Raw genomic sequence first — 18395 nt, forward strand, 5'->3', positions numbered from 1 at the left:
GTTGTTAATCATTAACATATAATAAAACGAGATAATTCTTAAATCGTTCAATAATAGCAGGGTGATACTGCTGATCGTTGATTGCCTGTTGTAGACATTGCTTATCATTAATCGTAAAAAAGGCTAAAACGTCATTAAACAAACGTGATTTTTCGGTTGGTTCAATAAATGCAGCATCAATTCCACAAAGTGTAATATCAAACAGTTCCAATCGAGAAAAATGAAAAAAATGCTCAGCGAGCTGATATTCTTTCTCTATATCGGTGCCAAATATGCCTGCGTCATCGGTATTAAGCGTTATTCTGACCCCTCTATCATAAAGTTGTCGAATTGGGTGATTAAGAATATCACCATTTAACTTATTGACTAAAATACGATTACTAGTAAGCGCTATTTCTAAAGTGATCTTGTTATCAATTAAATTCTCAATCAACTTATCATCTTCAATGGCGGCGATACCATGTCCAATACGATTCGCGCCATGTTTAAGCGCTTGGATAATACTTTCAGCAGAATCAATTTCACCAGCATGATAAGATTTTTTTAAATTCAATTTAGAAGCAAGTTGATGGGCTTTTTCAAAATCATCAAAATGACCTGCTTTTTCATTACCTGCGATATTAAATCCGGTAATAAATGGGTGGGGGTTATTCTCAATAAATTGCAGTGTATCGTATACCACATCGGCACCCAGATGGCGCACGCCAATCACATGGTATCTTACCGTAATATTATGTTCTTTTTGAACATCAATAATCGCTTTATCCATTTGATTAAGCGTTTGTTTAAATCTTTCTTGATCCCAAACTATTTTACCTTCGCTTTCCATGGCACAAATATGATAGGGAGACAAAAATAGCTCGCAATAGATTAACCCTTGCTTGGCATTTCTGCTTAAAAAATCGTAAGTAATTAGGTAATAATCGTCGGGATGTTTAACAAAATTAGAGACAGTATCATAAGTTTGGATAAATGAAACAAAATCGGATTCATCATAATTATATCGACCATTTTTATAATCGGTTGCATCATATTCACCGGGTCGATAGCACAATGAATCAGGAAAAGTCAGATGATTCTTATCGGCTAGTTTTTTTGCCATAAATGGTGTAATACTACCTTCCACATGCTCATGAAGTATAACTTTGGGGATTATTTGCTTATTCATCTAGTTCTAATCTGTTTAAGTATATGCTTATAGGGCACTTGTAAATTATTCATCAGACTAAAGTGATACAACTTTTACAAGCATTTTATTCTACCTTGATAAGACAATTATTTTCCATACATTTTGTGTGACTTATCAATTTCTTTGAAATCAAGTGGCAACAATAGACAGGCAACAAATTAGATGCCTGTCTATTGATGTGGCCAAATTGGTTAATTTAGTCTATCTATTTAATATTAACCTTGCCTTGAGTTTGGTATTAATTTCTGTTCTCAAGAGTATCATTCTTGAAAATAAAGACAAAAATAATAGCAAGTAATAAAGAATATCCTGCAAAAATTAACCAAATTGTACGCCAGTCAATGACACCATTTACAGTGTAAAGATCCACAACAACACCACTGATAGTTGAACCTAAATAAGCCCCAAAACCATTGGTCATAATCATAAATAAACCTTGTGCACTATTACGGATATCTGGTGAAACTGTTTTATCAACGTACATAGAGCCCGAAATATTATAGAAATCAAATGCACAACCATAAACAATCATTGACAGAAGAAGTAACGTGAAACCTACAGGTGATGGATCGCCAAAAGCAAATAATCCAAACCGAGCAACCCATGCCAACATACTGATTAACATGACATACTTGATACCAAATCTTTTCATAAAAAATGGTACAAATAAAATAAATACAACTTCTGACATTTGTGAAATAGATAGCAATACTGACGGATATTGCACAACTAAACTATCAGCATATTCCGGAATACTTTTAAATGAAAGTAAGAACGGATTACCAAAAGTATTGGTAATTTGTAAAATACCACCAAGGAAGACTGCAAAGACAAAAAAGATAGCAATTCTAGGTTGTTTAAATAATACAAATGCGTCTAAACCTAAAGAACTTACAAGCGATTTTCTTTTTGACTCATCTTTAGCAATGACAATTAATGGCAATGTTAATGAATATAGGCTGAGTAAAATCGAACCGCCAGCTGCAATATAGAGCTGTACATTGCTTAATCCAACTTTTAAGAAACTAACAAGCCACATAGCAACAATGAAGCCGATAGTACCAAAAATTCTTATACTAGGGAATTGCGATATAACATCAAGACCTTCTGATTCTAAACAAGAATAAGAAATTGAGTTAGAAATCGCGATAGTTGGCATAAATGCTAAACAATGAATTAAAATTACCACGACCATCATAAATGGTGTTGTGACTGAAGCGGCAATAAAAAGGGTTATTGCGCCAAATAAGTGACAAAGCATGAATAAACGATTAGCAGGAATCCATCTATCTGCCACAACACCAAGCAGACCTGGCATAAATAAGGATGCTATGCCCATAGTACCATAAACTGTACCTACTGTTGTTCCAGTAAAATGCAAGGTCTCCATCATGTAAGAGCCTAAAGTTATAAGCCAGCTACCCCAGATAAAAAATTGCAAGAAAAATATAACTTTAAGTTTGAACTTAATATTCATTTCGTTTCCTTATTAAATGAGTTCTCTTCTAACCTATTAGATAAAATTAATGAATAAATAAAAATTGTTATTACTATCGATGCGTTAGTTATAACGTTAAACACATTTACTGATAAAATTGATTAATGACAGTCAATGTAAAACTTTTATTTCTTAAACAAAAAAAATGGCAGAAATTCTGCCATTAATTTAATCTGAATTGAGTAATACCGACTCTAACGCAACAGTAATCATCTCTTTGAAGCCTAGCTGGCGTTCTTCAGAAGACATCGCTTCGCCTTTTCGAATATGATCTGATACCGTACAAATCGCCAACGCTTTTGCGCCATATTCAGCCGCCACACCATAAATACCAGCAGCTTCCATTTCGACACCTAAGATATTGTATTTTTCCATGATATCGAAAAGATCAGGCTCAACGCTATAAAACAGATCAGCTGAGAAAATATTACCAACCTTCACATTAACATTTAAATCTTTAGCTGCATTAACTGCATTACAAACAAGACCAAAGTCAGCGATGGCAGCAAAATCATGATCTTTAAAACGCAAACGATTCACTTTAGAATCCGTACAAGCGCCCATACCAATAACAACATCACCAAGATTAACATTTGGGCTAATTGCACCGCATGAACCGATACGAATAATGTTTTTGACACCATAAAACTTAATCAATTCGGTTGTATAAATAGAACAAGATGGGATACCCATTCCATGCCCCATAACAGAAACTTGTTTACCTTTATACTGACCAGTAAAACCGAGCATTCCTCTTACATTCGTTACTTCTTTAGCATTATCTAAAAAAGTTTCGGCAATAAACTTAGCTCGTAATGGATCGCCGGGCATTAATACCGTTTGAGCAAAAGCACCATCGGCGGCGTTGATATGAGGGGTAGGCATTTAACTCTCCTGATTTATTACTAAAAAACGTCCTAAACAATTGCTATTTACGAATAAATGACTTGCCATAATCCATTGGTGACAAATCAAAATAATCAGCAACACTTTGACCAATGTCAGCAAATGTTTCACGATGACCTAATGATCCAGCTGGAACACTATCACCATAAACTAAAACTGGAATATGCTCACGAGTATGATCCGTACCAGGCCACGTTGGATCACAACCATGATCGGCACTAATAATTAAAAGATCGCCTGGTTCAATAAGGGCTAACATCTCAGGTAAACGGCGGTCAAAATATTCTAAAGCCGCAGCGTAGCCTGCAACATCACGTCGATGACCATAAGATGAGTCAAAATCAACGAAATTGGTAAACACAATCGTGTTATCTTTCGCTTGTTTGATTTCTTCTAGCGTAGCATTGAATAAAGCCTCAATACCTGTAGCTTTAACTTTCTTAGTGATACCTACTTCGGCATAAATATCGGCAATTTTACCAATTGATACAACAGTACCTTGTTTTTCTTCAACCAGCTTTTTAATCATTGTCGGAGCTGGTGGTTCAACGGCTAAATCATGACGATTACCAGTACGCACAAATTCACCAGGCTTATTACCTAAAAATGGACGAGCAATAACGCGGCCGATATTATAATCACCTTTATTAAGCTCATCACGAGCTATCTCACAAACCTCATAAAGTTTATCAAGACCGAAAGTCTCTTCATGGCAGGCAATTTGAAAAACAGAATCAGCAGAGGTATAAAAAATAGGTTTACCAGAAGCCATATGCTCAAGCCCAAGCTCATCAAGAATCACTGTACCTGATGAATGACAATCACCAAGATAACCAGGCAAGTTAGCACGTTTAACAATATTATCTAATAATTCTTTAGGAAAACTATTGGTAGTATTGGTAAAATAGCCCCAATCAAACAGAACGGGAACACCCGCGATTTCCCAGTGACCTGAAGGCGTATCTTTACCCGACGAAATCTCACTGGCAAAGCCATAAGCACCAATAACTTCACCTTCGGTAGCCATTCCTTTAGGGTATGAACCAGTTGATTCATAAGCGGCTTCTATCAAACCTAACTTTCCTAAATTAGGTAATTTTAATGGGCCTTGACGACCATGATCTGCATTACCTGAAGCACAAGCTTCGGCAATATGGCCTAAGGTATCAGAACCTTCATCACCATATTTTTTTGCATCTTCAGCACCGCCGATCCCAAAGGAATCGAGGATCATAATAAAAACTCTTTTCATAATTTCCTCTAAATCACAACTACCACTAAATATTGCAACAATCTTAAAACATAAAGTTATATAAAACCGTGATCGATAACTTATTTTTTAAATTTCATTAATAATAACGTCTACCACAAGGTTGAGTAAAATAGATTTTAACTAAATTTATAAAAAAGATCGTTTGGGTAGCTATAATACATGATAAAAAAAAACAAAAAAGGGAAAGTGTCCAATTTGTAGACTATTTGTCTAATCTTTTGACACTTATATCAACCTAAAAATAGTTAAGATCATTAAAAAAAATTTTAATGCATAAAAGATCGTTTTGCGTTGTGATAATATAGCAAATAAATAAACAATCGACACAATAGAATAAATTGCTTTATCAAAATAGATAAAGGCATTGATTTAATACTTTTAAATAATAAAAGGCATAAAAAATGCCGAATAAAACTAATTTAATTGAATTTAAAAGTATTTCTAATAAAAGGTAGTCATTAATGAACCAAAAAATTCCTAACACATTTGCTTTAGATGTCTATGCCAACCAAGTAGAAACAGTCGAAACAGTGGAACAGCTAATGCAAGTTTGGAAAACTAATACCGATAGTCAACCAATTATGATTATTGGACAAGGTAGTAATACACTATTTACTGAAAATTTTGCTGGTACAATCATTGTTAATCGAATTAAAGGATTAACGATAACCGAAACCCCAACACACTGGCATTTAAAAGTGGGTGCGGGTGAATATTGGCATGATCTGGTTGCTAACACCATTAATCAAAACATTCCCGGCCTTGAAAACTTAGCTCTAATACCAGGATGTGTGGGATCTGCACCAATTCAAAATATTGGCGCTTATGGCATTGAATTTCAAAAAGTGGCCGATTATGTCGAATTACTTGAATTTGCAACGGGTAAAATTATTCGCATAACTGATGGTCAATATGGCTATCGTGAAAGCATCTTCAAACAAAAATATGCTAATGGTTATGCGGTTGTATATGTTGGCATCACATTACCAAAACAATGGAGCCCTGTGTTAACTTATGGTGAATTAAGGAATTTTGATCCAGAAAGTGTCACCCCAAAAATGATCTTCGACAAAGTGTGCGAAATCCGTCGTAGCAAACTGCCTGATCCTAATGTATTAGGAAATGGTGGAAGCTTTTTTAAAAACCCAGTAGTAGACAAAAAATTTGCTGATAAGCTACTTGAAAAATATCCAACAATGCCAATATATCCACAAACAAATGATCAAATAAAATTAGCTGCCGGCTGGTTAATTGATCAGTGTGGTCTAAAAGGCTATCAAATTGGTGGTGCAGCAGTGCATCAACAACAAGCTCTTGTATTAGTCAATAAAGATAATGCGACAGCGCAAGATGTCGTTGCGTTAGCGCGTTATATCATAAATGCAGTATTACAAAAGTTCTCGGTGCACCTCTCGCCTGAAATTCGATTTATGGGCGCAACTGGTGAGATTGACGTGGATAAATTTCTATAACGTAAATAACGTTTATTAGACAATAAAACAGCTTATATACAACAAAATTATGAAACATTCGTATTCATTTCCTATTTTATTAACAAGTTTATTATTTGTAACCATCGCCTTATCGGCACTTAATACCCAAGTGCCACTTTGGCTAGTGCGTGAACATTTTTCACTAGGACAAATAGGTTTAGTCGGCTCGAGCTACTTTACAGGTAACTTAGTGGGAACGATTATGGCAAATTGGTTTATTAGCCGATTTAACGCCAGATTTACTTACACCTATAGTTGTATTATCTTTGCGATTGCAACTATTGGATTAAGCTTTTCAATGGATTTCTATAGTTGGGCGATATGGCGATTTTTTATTGGAATAGCCTGTGCGGTTACTTGGGTGGTCATTGAAAGCTGTATCTTAGTTACGGGTACTGTTCGTACTCGCGGTAAAATGCTGGCGGTTTATCTAACCACCTACTACTTAGGTACTGTTTTAGGGCAAGCATTGCTCCAATACTTTCCGCAAAACGTACTCTATTTTGGCCTAGTAATAGCAGTGCTAATGGGGTTAGCCATCTTATTTATATTACTAACCCATTACAAATTACCTAAAAAGAAAAAAAGCAGTTTCAACATCATCCCCATGATATTGTATAAACCTTCTCGAGTTGGTTTAATTGGTTGTGCGATTGCTGGTATGTTAATTGGATCGCTATACTCTCTAATGCCAGCATACTACTCACATCTAGGTTATACAGATAACCAAGTCGCAAATTGGATGGTTTTACTAATACTTTCTGGGGTAATCGCGCAAATGCCTGCCAACTGGTGCGCAGATAGGTTTGGTCGTCGTATTGTTTTGTTGGTTGAATCAATCTTAATGATGATAGCTTGTTGTTTACTGATATTTAACCTCTATGGCGTGTTAGCCATCATTTTACTTGGTGCGACCATTTACACTATCTACCCAATCTCAATGGCGTGGGCTTGCTCGTGTGTTCGCAAACAAGAAATTGTATCAATGAATCAAGCTATGTTATTAACCAATACACTTGGTAGCCTAGTTGCGCCAGCGGTAATTGCCTTTATAATGGACACATTTAACAATACCTATTTATTTATTAGTTTTGCTATAATTTCGCTTTACTTTATTGTTTTATTATCACTCAAAAAGTGAGGGTTTAATGCGCAGTAACCAAAATCCATTGAAATTAATCAATATATTAGCTGATGGGCAGTTTCACTCCGGTGAAGAACTTGCCAACCAATTTGGAATAACGCGAGCTGGCATCAACAAATATATCAAAGTGCTACGGGAATGGGGGATCACCTTATCATCCGTGCAAGGTAAAGGTTACTGCTTAGCATCACCAATAGATCTACTTGATAAAGTCAAAATCGACAATGACTATGGTGCTGATAGTCATGTGGAAGTACTGCCTATCATTGAATCAACCAACCAATATTTATTAGATAATATTGAGAAATTACAAACTGGCGACAGCTGTGTTGCCGAGTTTCAATCTAAAGCGCGAGGCAGGCGAGGGCGACAATGGTTTGCACCATTTGGCAGTAATCTCTATTTCTCAATGTATTGGCGACTTGAACAGGGCATCGCAGCAGCCATGGGGCTAAGCTTAGTCGTTGGTGTTGTGATAGCCGATACGTTACGAGAAATCTCGGGGCAAGATATTAAAGTAAAATGGCCAAATGACCTCTATCTTAATGACCAAAAACTTGCAGGCATATTAGTTGAACTTGCAGGCAAAACGGGAGACTGTGCACATGTTGTTATTGGTGTTGGAGTCAACCTAATGATGAATAATCCCGATACAACTATCGTCAACCAAAAGTGGGCTAATTTAGGTAAAGTTGATCGCAATTTATTAGTAGCAAAAGTCGCGAAAAATCTAAAAGTAAAACTTCGAGACTTCGAACAACATGGACTAACACCGTTTCTTAACGATTGGCAACGGCTCGACAATTTTGTAGGGCGTCCTGTTAAATTATTAATTGGTGACGATGTGATCCGTGGCGTAGCCAAAGGTATCAATGAACAGGGTGCGTTACTCTTAGAACAAAATGGCAAAACGAACGCATTTATTGGTGGTGAAATCTCATTACGCAGTGATGAGTGAAATATCTACCGGTAATTGATTAACATGAATTACTGAAAAGTATATCTTATGATCGGAAATAAATCGGTACATAGGTAAGCGGCAAAAAATAATGTCGCTCTAAATCCCTTTTTATCTTGACTTAACCATTTAATAAATTTCAAATTATATTGATAATCTCGCCTTAAACCAGCTGTTTAAAAAAGCACCAAAAAAATTGGTGGAATTTTTCATTTTGGTATTTTAATTAATAAACAATAGGTTATAATTAGGGTGTTCCCTATATGCATAGGGTTAAACCGAGCTGGCTACAAAAAAAGATGCACTGTTCAAAGTGTTCCCTATATGCATAGGGTTAAACCGACGAATGTATAAATGATATTGATTAGGAGTATGTGTTCCCTATATGCATAGGGTTAAACCGAATGGGTGTTAGATGAAAATAAGCAGCATCAAGTGTTCCCTATATGCATAGGGTTAAACCGTTCTTGGAATGTCATAGTGGGGTAGTGATTTTGTGTTCCCTATATGCATAGGGTTAAACCGCCTGTAATTAAACCAAAAGCGTTGGAGACGGTGTGTTCCCTATATGCATAGGGTTAAACCGTCTGATTTTGCTTTAGTTGCTATTGTTTCAGCGTGTTCCCTATATGCATAGGGTTAAACCGGATTAATTATGGGAAATCGTAAAGCAGTAACAGTGTTCCCTATATGCATAGGGTTAAACCGAACAAGAAATGGCGTATTTCACAGCCGATCAAGTGTTCCCTATATGCATAGGGTTAAACCAGCGTATTGGTAGGTTACAGATTGCTAAAAAGTTAAGTCGCAGTTTGCAATTAATCTAATATTTACAATTATTTAAGCTACATTCTCAATTGCAACAGAGAAACAAAGTGATATTGTGAAAGAACCCAATTATCAATTTCAAATAAACGGTAAGCAAACAGCATTTGCTAAATTAATTGATAGCAAGGATAGCAAAAAGAGAATTGTTCGAAGTAGATTAATCAATTGTTTAAATTAAAATAAAGCCGAAAAAGAAGTTAAGATTATAAGGCAAGATGGTAAGCTTATGATTAATAATAAAATTAATGCTATAAGCTTATCACGGATTTAAATTTAAAGCCAACATGAGTAGCTTATAAAGCTATTAATTCCAGCTTGCGTTACCAACTCTATTTTTTGAGACCACTGCTTTGTGAGAGTTTTGACAATTTAAGCTATCACCATCAATTTCACCGTTCTCACATTTTTTACGATATTTATCTAGTAGTTCTTTATCATTTTTAAAATCTTCTACAGTATAGGTCTTTTCATTACATCCAAATAAAAACAAAGCAGTAATTAATATTAATATCTTTTTCATATAAAATCCTTGCAATAATTGGTTAATATTAGATTAATTTTTTATAGTAGTTTTACTAAAAATTCATTTACAGCTAAACGAAGTAAATCAGATATTATTTTTAAATGCAACTTTGCTCGTTTATTTTTTTCAATATATTCTAATTCTTCATATTTATTTTCATCATTCGCTTTTTGATTATCTGTAATATCTATGAAAATGAGCGAGTTTTTAATGATCTGCAAATCATGGAAGGGGAAGCGCTGAAATTAATGAATAAATCAAAAAGACACCTAAGGGTGGTTTTTTTATGCTCATCAATCAGTTTTACAATACTTGCTTGTTGAGTTTCATTATCCTTTATATGTTCTCTAACTTCATAAACGATTTCTCTTATTTTTTTCTAATTGGTTTGGATATTATTTCACCATAAACTTGTTCTCTAGCAATATAGTAATCTGGCGTGTTTTTAATTATAAGTTCGTTGTTTTCTTTATTCACTTTTGAGCGCTCGAATGAATATATTTTCTTATGTACTTTGATTATAGAATAAACAAATTGAATTTAAAATTGGCAAAATTGATTTTATAGATAATATTTCATACCATACTTAAAAATTAAGGAGAATGGTATGAAAAAGTTATTAATTTTAATGTTTATTGGTTTTTCGATTTCAGGGTGCTCAACAACTCCAATTTCATTAAATGAAGTAAAGGACGTCCCGAAAGAGAGAGTGTTTAAATTTCAGAACGAAGTTAGTAATTATGCTAATTTAATATTGATAAGAGATAAAGGCTTGGTTGGTAGTGGTTGTTACATAAACGTATTTATTAATGGGGAAGAGGCAGCAAGGCTAGAAACTAAAGAACGTGTTTCACTGTATGCACCAAGTGGTAATATAATAATTGGTTCATCGATTCAAGGAAAGGGATTGTGTGGATTTAACCCTCCAAGACGTGAACGTGAATTTGCGTTTAAGAATGGCGAAAGAAAAGTATTTAGATTATTTATAGATCAGAATGGAAATACAGATATAATCCCAACAACTTTATATTAAAGTTGTTCAGTTCACCAATGCATAAATGGTTTAGAAAATTCAACTGGTTTTGGGATAAAACATGATGAACAATAATCTACAGATGATGCATGATTTAATTCAGAAACAACCCTGGGATGCTGATATTTTGGAAAAAATCCAAAAGTTGATTGATGCAGAACCCAATGTAGCAATTAAACGAATGATGGGGATGAGTCTGAGTGCTGTTATTAATAAAATGAATAATAGCAATAACAAAGTTTAACTAAATAAATTATTAAAAATTAACAATCTGCTCTGGCGGGTTTTTTATTGCCCAAACCCTTTAAATAACATACCATTACCTAAAATTTAAGGAGAATGGTATGAAAAAAATTGTATTGAGTTTATTTTTAATTTGTTTTGCTTTAGCTGGATGTAAAACGTTAGGGGATGTGAACGCTGATGATTATTTACGTTCAAGCCCACAAAATGTCGATAATAAAATGGTTGGGGTATGGGTTGCAGGAATGGGACCATACTTAACCACGATTAAAATAAATCCAGACGGGACAGGCTTGTTTTGTTATTCATGGAATGGGAAAGATGTTTTATATAAGTTGATTTATGATGGAAAATCATTGATTGTTCAAAGCGGTGAAAAGCTTGATGTTGATAAATTTAATTCTAGTGAAATCAACGTTACCGCTAATTACTACATGGGTAAAAAATATACGTTTTACCGCGACGATAATTATATAAAATCATCATCGTACTGTACTGCAAACGTAAAATAATTTACTCAATAAAATAATAAATTTTATAAATAAGACCGCTTTTATAGCGGTTTTTTATTGTGCAAATTTCATGAATTTCGTACTATTGACCTAAATTATTTACAGGAGAATGTATGAAAAGATTATTCATCACCATTTTATTGTTTTTTTCATTTAGTGCTTTTACCAATGAAATTACTTACAAAGATTGGCGAGTTAATATCGTTACTGATCCAATTACAGATAAAAAAACAGTGTCAATGAAGTCAGTTTATGTATCAAACAGCGATTCAATAAGTAGCGCTTTTTTTACAGTTAGTTGTGATTCAGTCTTTATTGTTCCATTCTCCATTCATAATAGTTTGGAAGATTATGAGGATGGGCTAATTAAAGTTATTTTCAGAGTTGATAAAAATACTCCAGTAGAAATGGAATGGGAGAAAAAAAGTAGCCTATTAATTACTAATCAAAAAGAGTTTTTAAATAAAGAAATTCAGGGGGCTACAAAGTTTATTATTAGAGTTGGGTCTAAATCTACAGTGGATTTAAAATTTCCTTTAGCTGGCTATAAGAAAGCTTACGAAAGATTAGAAAAAGAATGCTCAAATTAAAAAATAATTAACTTGTATTGATTACACAACCCGCCTAGAGCGGGTTTTTGTTCTCTGTTAACCAATTTTGTCATATTATCAAGTCATTAGCGAAGAGTTAAAAATCTAAAAGTTCAGGCTTAACATGTAGCGCTTCAGCAATTTTAATCCGCGTTGTTTTTCTTAACTTTTGGCTTTTTTCATATTGAGAATATGCTGACTGGCTAATACCGATTCTATTTGCCACTTCAACTTGAGATAAATTCAAATATTCACGCCACGCCTGAGCTGGCGAATAGTTATTATCAAAAACCATGTTAACGACATCGCTTGGTACACCAGATTCAATATCAATTGTCTTGGATTTAGATAACTCTAAATATTGATTGTATGGTAAAACCACAAATTGCGGTTGCCCTTGTTCGTTATTAATAAATTGTATATTAGTAAGTTCGGTCATCTCGTTTTTTCACCTCTTCAATAGAAACAATATAAATCTAGCCATTAAAATTAAAAACACTCGATAATTACCAACTCTTAACCTGTATTGATATTCATGGCCAGTCAATGCTTTTACATTAATACAATTTGGCATATCAGCTAAATCATTAATCTTATTATGAATTAGATTGTTGTTAGGTATTTTCCGTAACTGCTTCAATGCCTTGATTTGAAAAGCAATTTTATTCATTTTGCTTTTCTAATCAATTTTAATATAAGTATAATATAAGACTTATAAGTATTTTTAATTAAAATATAAGATTTATTTTTTCATTTCTCTCATTCAAGAAAATTTGATATCTTGAGAAATTATGGCGGAAGAAATTACATCGCTAAAACTAAAAATTGAGGTGCAATGCATCGATCGAGCAAGCAAAAAACTAGACGAGTATTCTCTATAAGTAGCGATAAACGTTTTGCATATAAACAAAAAAGGATGAGGATAGAAGGAAATTGAGATAGAAAAATAAAAAGCGGGTGAGTTAGCTTTTTTACTATTTTGGTAATCGTGAAAATCTACCAATACATTGATAAACGGTTTGTATATGAATCGCTGTGGTTAACTTCAAAGCGTTCCATTAAAATAAGAATTTACCAGAAGGGATTGCGTACAGCATCCCTTCTTTGATAGGTTTAAGAATAAAAGATAGATTACGCGATTATAAAAAGTTCGATAACTTATCCTTTAAAAAACAGTTAAAATTAGCTGTTCCCCCTTATTTTTTAACCTTAAGCAATCTTAAAGCATTGGCTGTAACAATCGCTGTGGTACCCGAATCAGCTAGTACTGCAAGCCAAAGCCCAGTAATACCAAATAAACTAGTAATTAAAAATACCAACTTAATTCCTAAGGCAATTGTAATATTTTGTTTGATATTACGATTAGCGAAGCGAGTTAAACGTATTAATTTAGGTAAGCTTAATAAACTATTTTTGGTTAAAGCGGCATCGGCTGTTTCAAGTGCAACATCCGTACCACTACCCATAGCAATACCGACAGTTGCAGCCTTCATAGCAGGGGAATCATTAATTCCATCACCAATCATCGCAATAGACGTATGTTGACCTATTTTTTCGATTTCTGCTAACTTATCTGCTGGCAACAACTCAGCACGATAATCTATGCCTAATTGTCCTGCAATTGCTTTTGCTGCACGTTGATTGTCGCCGGTTAACATTAATGTTTGCAAACCAAGTTGCTTAAGCTCAGTTATAGCAGCTAAAGCATCACTTCGTAGCACATCTTGCAAAGCAATAATCCCCAACAACTGCTGGTGGGTTGTAACCACCACAACGGTCTTACCACCATTTTCGAGTTGAGTGATAGTTTCAGCATCTTTAGCACTTATAGCCGTTGTTACGGTTTCAATCTTATTAGGAGATACAATAAAATAAATTTGCTGATCTAATTCACCTTGAATCCCAACGCCAGCAATCGCCTTACGATTTTGGGCTTCTTCAAAATGGATCTGTTTTTGCTTAACATAATCAACTAAAGCCTTAGCTAAGGGATGGTGTGATCCACTTTCAATCGAGGCAACAATCGCTAACAACTCCTCGCTAGAACAATGAAGATTAATGACATCAGTTACCTGTGGCTTACCTTCAGTTAATGTGCCTGTCTTATCAAACGCCACCATCTTAATTGAACCAATATGTTCAAGTGCCGCTCCGCCCTTAATCAACACACCATGTTTGGCTGCGGTTGACAAAGCCGACGTAATAACAGCGGGGGTAGATATCACTAATGCACAAGGACAACCAATTAACAACAACGTCAATCCTCGATAAATCCAAGTATACCAATCGGCACCCGTCAACAATGGTGGAATTACCACCACCAAAAACGCAAATAGCGTAATTGCTGGCGTATAATAACGACTAAACTTATCGATAAAACGCTCAATAGGCGCTTTACGATCTTCGGCATCTTCAATCAATTGCAAAATCCGATCAACGGCATTTTGTCCTGATTCCGAAATCACCTTGAGTTGAATAGTATTATCCACCACTAATGACCCAGCTAAAATTTTATCACCACTTAAATAATTAACTGGAATCGACTCACCTGTTAATGCGCTCTCATCAATGCTGGCTTGTTCGCTAACCAAAATAACATCAGCAGGTAATCGTCCACCAGATGAAATTTCAATAATATCATTAGGTTTTAACGTATGGCTGGCAACTGTTTTTCTTTTACCATCAATAATAATTACCGTTTCATCAGGCATCAACTCTACTAATGATGAAATTCCCTTCTTGGCCTTACTTGTTGCAAAACCCTCGAGCATCTCACCGATCATAAATAAAAAGATCACCATGGTAGCTTCTTCCGCTGCTCCAATAAACAGCGCACCAAGAGCGGATATACTCATTAACGACTCAATTGCAAATGGAGTGCCACTACGGGTTAAAACAATCGCCTCCTTCAAAATGGGGATAATTCCAACAATAGCAGTCACAATAAAGGCATATTCGCCAGCTGTATGATTCACCAACAAAATAAGATAACTTACTACAATTAAAGTACCTAAAACGGCTAACGGAATAAATGCTTTTTTATCAAAATTATGTGAATGTTCGTGGTGATGGGATTGGTTAGCTGATGCCTCAAAAATTGGGGTATAACCCAATTCTACGACTTTATCTTCAATCATCTTTATTACCGCGTCATCATGCTTTGGAACAAAAACGATTAACTTTTCGGTTGAAAAAATAATTTTGGTTTGATTAATATTGGGCAGTGTCTTAACACCGTTTTCGATTTTACTTGCGCAATGTGCGCAATCCATACCTTGAATTTTCCAAGTTAATTTAACACCTTGGCAACTCCGCTCAGGCTCTTCGGGAGGATCTTCAATCTCATGTCCATGATTATGCCCATGATTATGTCCATCACAAGATACTGTTGGATTTTCGTTATGAGAATCATGCGTATGATTATGTGCAATATTATGACAATCTCCATGACAATGGTCGTGATTATCGTGATGGGATTGCGTAGATTTGTTATTATATAACATAACGTTACCTCTATTTGTGGATGATTTTTATTGTACGCTCAAAAAAACAAAAAGAAATATTTTTAACCCACTTTTCTAAAAAAAGTTGAGGAGCGGGGTTTTTGAGGTTCAAAATTGTGCTTTGCAATGTTGCCTCAAGTAAATAATTCCGCTTTAAACTGAGGCGTTTTTTAGTAGCTGTTTTTTTGCATCAAAAAAAGTTGAGGAGCGGGGTTTTTGGGGTTCAAAATTGTGCTTTGCAATGTTGTCTCAAATAAATAATTCTGCTTTAAACTGTGTCGTTTTTTAGTAGCTGTATTTTTCCATCAAAAAAAGTTGAGGAGCGGGGTTTTTGGGGTTCAAAATTGTGCTTTGCAATGTTGTCTCAAATAAATAATTCTGCTTTAAACTGAGGCGTTTTTTAGTAGCTGTTTTTTTGCATCAAAAAAAGTTGAGGAGCGGGGTTTTTGGGGTTCAAAATTGTGCTTTGCAATGTTGTCTCAAATAAATAATTCTGCTTTAAACTGAGGCGTTTTTTAGTAGCTGTTTTTTGCATCAAAAAAAGTTGAGGAGTGGGGTTTTTGAGGTTATAAATTACGTTTAAACTTTATTAAATGATCCAAATCGCTAATTTTAAAAACCAGAATAAATTAATAGGATCATTAATTACATTTTTAAAGATTTGTAATTTAAATATATTTAATTAAAACAATATGTAATAATTTGGCGCTTAGATCCTTTTTAGATCATCTTTACGTAGGTTTACATAATTGAGTGAAAAAAAGTGTTGCATCGTGTTTTTCCAATCACTATACTTTTTTAACAGTTTTAGCAAAGAGGCTAAAACTTGGTAAAAAAAGCATAAAATTGCAAATAAATCAAAAAATTACTTGACAGGATTGTCGCAAATGTTTTATAATTTTCAACAGGCAACAGGCAACAGGCAACTTGGCCAACCTATAATTTAAATTCGTCTAAGTCCAGCTCCCAACTTAAATTTTTCACTGAAACTTATTTTTCCACTCAATCAAGTGAAATTCTGCGAATTTTCGCGCGATCGTTTTCCGGATCCTTTTTTAGATCCTTCCATTTTCCGAAATTATCCCTACAGATTGTTTTTTTCGTGGCGATTTCTCTTTCTTTTTCGAGTAACGCATTAACTTCACAGACAACTAGGAATGCGATACAGGGTAGTGCGCCGTATTTGACTTTCGACGGTGGTCGTACTCGTGTGGTTAATACTAACGATCTGCTTGGGATTACTTTATCTAATGGCTCAAGATACACACCTTCAAACAATACTTCATCTTCTTCAAGACCAATTGAGTTGTCTACTGCCGGTGAGAGTTTTGCTGATATTGGTATGCTGGTTCCCACTGATACTAATTCAGTCGCTTTAAGTTCTCTTATCGGTCCTCCTTATAATTATTGGGGGGATGATGATGGTGATTCTGGTGTTACAGCTACAGGTTCTTTAAGTTTATCTATCGTTGATAAATACAATCAAGCTGTATCACGTAGTAGTGTGCTAACAGTTTGTAACGCACCTTATCGTGTTACATTATCCAGTACTGACGGCACATTATCTACTCGTTACGGAGTTCCTAATCGTAGTAATTTCAGTGCCAGTATTGTGACTTATTACATTAATCCTAAGGTTACACCTGTAGTTTGTTTTGCCAGACCTAATACGGTGTTCGCTTCAGGTCCTTATGCTGGGCCGGCCTCGATGTGGGACCCTTATGATGGTTTTATTCCTCAGTCAACTGGTCCATCCTCTTACGGTAGAAACTTTCCTACTACTGGTGCTAACAATCTGTACTTTGATTTACTCATTGGTGGTGTTAATCAACCTTTGTATTGGTCTCTTGTTTCTCGTGGTGGTATCACTGCTACCATGACTAATTCTACTGCTACAAGCGTACGCGTTACTTTAATTGGTCCTTACGCTACTACATCCCAGCATAGTTCATCTAGTCCTGACAGTGTTTCTACTCCTTCTCTGCCTCAGACATTCGAGTTGGTTGGTCGTGACAATAATGGTAATCCAGTTATTAAATATGGTTTTACTTTGAAGCAGTGGTTTGTTCATCGTGGTGCGAAGAGGGACAATTATTCTAATATTTTATCTTGGTGTGATAGTATTGGTTATCGTCTTGTTAAGGTAAAGGATTTAACCAACGCTTCTCTTTCATCTAGTGTAGTTATCCCTGGCGCCACTCCTTCCTCACCTGGTAATCATATTATGCGTCATATAGGTTCTGGCTTTTTTACGGAGTGGGGCACTATGCCCCAGTATTCTGGTGCTGGCTTCCTCGATGGTTATTACTTGACTAGCGACCAGTATAATAGTGGTCACCAGTTTAGCGTGCGTACAATCTACGGTGATGCGAGGTCGAGCAACAACGACTACGGGCTTTGTGCCTATCCTTAGTATTTATTTCTTCGACCTTAATTCTTAGGGTAGGGTGGGGAAAGATAATATTAAGTTACTAAAAGTAAGCTGACTTTCAATGTTGCTGAGCTATAAAAAATCGATTTTGTGACTTAGCGAGACTTCAATTACCCGCCTCGGCGGGTTTATTTTTGAGGCGATTTTATCGCAAAAAAAGTTGAGGAGCGGGGTTTTTGAGGTTTTAAATTTCACTTAAAAAGTTTTAAATGATCAAACTTACTAAATTTCTAATTCTAAGCCCTAAAATAAAATTTCCGATGATCTTTAA

15 protein-coding genes and 1 CRISPR repeat array are annotated in these 18395 nt (G+C 35.0%); of the genes, 8 read left to right on the top strand and 7 right to left on the bottom strand.

Translation table 11 applies throughout. The features are described 5' to 3' along the window. Positions 1 to 4: 4 nt before the first annotated feature. From add to J3U27_RS10515, 4 genes are all read right to left on the bottom strand, one after another. Entirely contained in the window at positions 5 to 1168 is a 1164-nt protein-coding gene (gene add, locus J3U27_RS10500) for an adenosine deaminase (RefSeq protein WP_267330652.1), read from the bottom strand. 259 nt (positions 1169 to 1427) lie between these two features. After that, complete coding sequence (locus J3U27_RS10505; protein WP_267330651.1) at positions 1428 to 2666, bottom strand: nucleoside permease; 1239 nt, start codon at positions 2664 to 2666, stop codon at positions 1428 to 1430. Positions 2667 to 2855: 189 nt separating this feature from the next. Continuing rightward, a complete protein-coding gene (gene deoD, locus J3U27_RS10510) occupies positions 2856 to 3572 on the bottom strand; it encodes a purine-nucleoside phosphorylase (RefSeq protein WP_220225805.1) in 717 nt (238 codons plus the stop codon). Between the two features lie 43 nt (positions 3573 to 3615). Continuing rightward, positions 3616 to 4845, bottom strand: a complete 1230-nt coding sequence (locus J3U27_RS10515; RefSeq protein ID WP_065563162.1) for a phosphopentomutase — start codon at positions 4843 to 4845, stop codon at positions 3616 to 3618. A 482-nt stretch (positions 4846 to 5327) separates the two neighbouring features. On the opposite strand from J3U27_RS10515, the gene murB reads away from it, so the two are divergent. The 3 genes from murB to birA are packed head-to-tail and all read left to right on the top strand — an operon-like array spanning position 5328 to position 8461. After that, the gene (gene murB, locus J3U27_RS10520; protein ID WP_267377423.1) at positions 5328 to 6338 is read left to right on the top strand and encodes a UDP-N-acetylmuramate dehydrogenase; all 1011 of its coding nucleotides are present in this window, start codon (positions 5328 to 5330) and stop codon (positions 6336 to 6338) included. 49 nt (positions 6339 to 6387) lie between these two features. Then, positions 6388 to 7500, top strand: coding sequence for an MFS transporter (locus J3U27_RS10525; protein WP_065563160.1), 1113 nt, complete (start codon positions 6388 to 6390; stop codon positions 7498 to 7500). Between the two features lie 7 nt (positions 7501 to 7507). Continuing rightward, positions 7508 to 8461, top strand: a complete 954-nt coding sequence (gene birA / locus J3U27_RS10530; protein WP_267362500.1) for a bifunctional biotin--[acetyl-CoA-carboxylase] ligase/biotin operon repressor BirA — start codon at positions 7508 to 7510, stop codon at positions 8459 to 8461. 252 nt (positions 8462 to 8713) lie between these two features. After that, positions 8714 to 9230: a CRISPR direct-repeat array (repeat unit 29 nt; unit sequence GTGTTCCCTATATGCATAGGGTTAAACCG). Between the two features lie 363 nt (positions 9231 to 9593). On the opposite strand, the gene J3U27_RS10535 is transcribed toward birA, so the two are convergent. Continuing rightward, complete coding sequence (locus J3U27_RS10535; protein ID WP_065733814.1) at positions 9594 to 9809, bottom strand: EexN family lipoprotein; 216 nt, start codon at positions 9807 to 9809, stop codon at positions 9594 to 9596. A gap of 610 nt (positions 9810 to 10419) precedes the next feature. Between J3U27_RS10535 and J3U27_RS10540 the strand changes: the two genes are divergently transcribed. The 4 genes from J3U27_RS10540 (at position 10420) to J3U27_RS10555 (ending at position 12190) form a co-directional block, all read left to right on the top strand. Continuing rightward, positions 10420 to 10845, top strand: a complete 426-nt coding sequence (locus J3U27_RS10540; RefSeq protein ID WP_267337437.1) for a hypothetical protein — start codon at positions 10420 to 10422, stop codon at positions 10843 to 10845. A gap of 64 nt (positions 10846 to 10909) precedes the next feature. Beyond that, the gene (locus J3U27_RS10545) at positions 10910 to 11089 is read left to right on the top strand and encodes a hypothetical protein (RefSeq protein ID WP_267353090.1); all 180 of its coding nucleotides are present in this window, start codon (positions 10910 to 10912) and stop codon (positions 11087 to 11089) included. Between the two features lie 100 nt (positions 11090 to 11189). Next, a complete protein-coding gene (locus J3U27_RS10550) occupies positions 11190 to 11600 on the top strand; it encodes a J517_1871 family lipoprotein (RefSeq protein WP_267337435.1) in 411 nt (136 codons plus the stop codon). Positions 11601 to 11713: 113 nt separating this feature from the next. Continuing rightward, positions 11714 to 12190 (top strand): hypothetical protein, encoded by a 477-nt coding sequence (locus J3U27_RS10555; protein WP_267377424.1) that lies wholly within the window; start codon positions 11714 to 11716, stop codon positions 12188 to 12190. A gap of 97 nt (positions 12191 to 12287) precedes the next feature. Here the strand turns inward: J3U27_RS10555 and J3U27_RS10560 are convergent, their stop codons facing one another. Both J3U27_RS10560 and J3U27_RS10565 read right to left on the bottom strand, forming a co-directional pair. After that, a complete protein-coding gene (locus tag J3U27_RS10560; protein WP_267377425.1) occupies positions 12288 to 12629 on the bottom strand; it encodes a helix-turn-helix domain-containing protein in 342 nt (113 codons plus the stop codon). Positions 12630 to 13386: 757 nt separating this feature from the next. Next, positions 13387 to 15693 (bottom strand): zinc/cadmium/mercury/lead-transporting ATPase, encoded by a 2307-nt coding sequence (locus tag J3U27_RS10565; RefSeq protein WP_267377426.1) that lies wholly within the window; start codon positions 15691 to 15693, stop codon positions 13387 to 13389. Positions 15694 to 16795: 1102 nt separating this feature from the next. Between J3U27_RS10565 and J3U27_RS10570 the strand changes: the two genes are divergently transcribed. Next, the gene (locus J3U27_RS10570) at positions 16796 to 18106 is read left to right on the top strand and encodes a hypothetical protein (protein WP_267330646.1); all 1311 of its coding nucleotides are present in this window, start codon (positions 16796 to 16798) and stop codon (positions 18104 to 18106) included. The last annotated feature ends 289 nt before the right edge of the window (positions 18107 to 18395 follow it).

It is taken from the genome of Gilliamella sp. B2911, from assembly GCF_026536965.1.
GTDB lineage: Bacteria > Pseudomonadota > Gammaproteobacteria > Enterobacterales > Orbaceae > Gilliamella > Gilliamella apicola_E.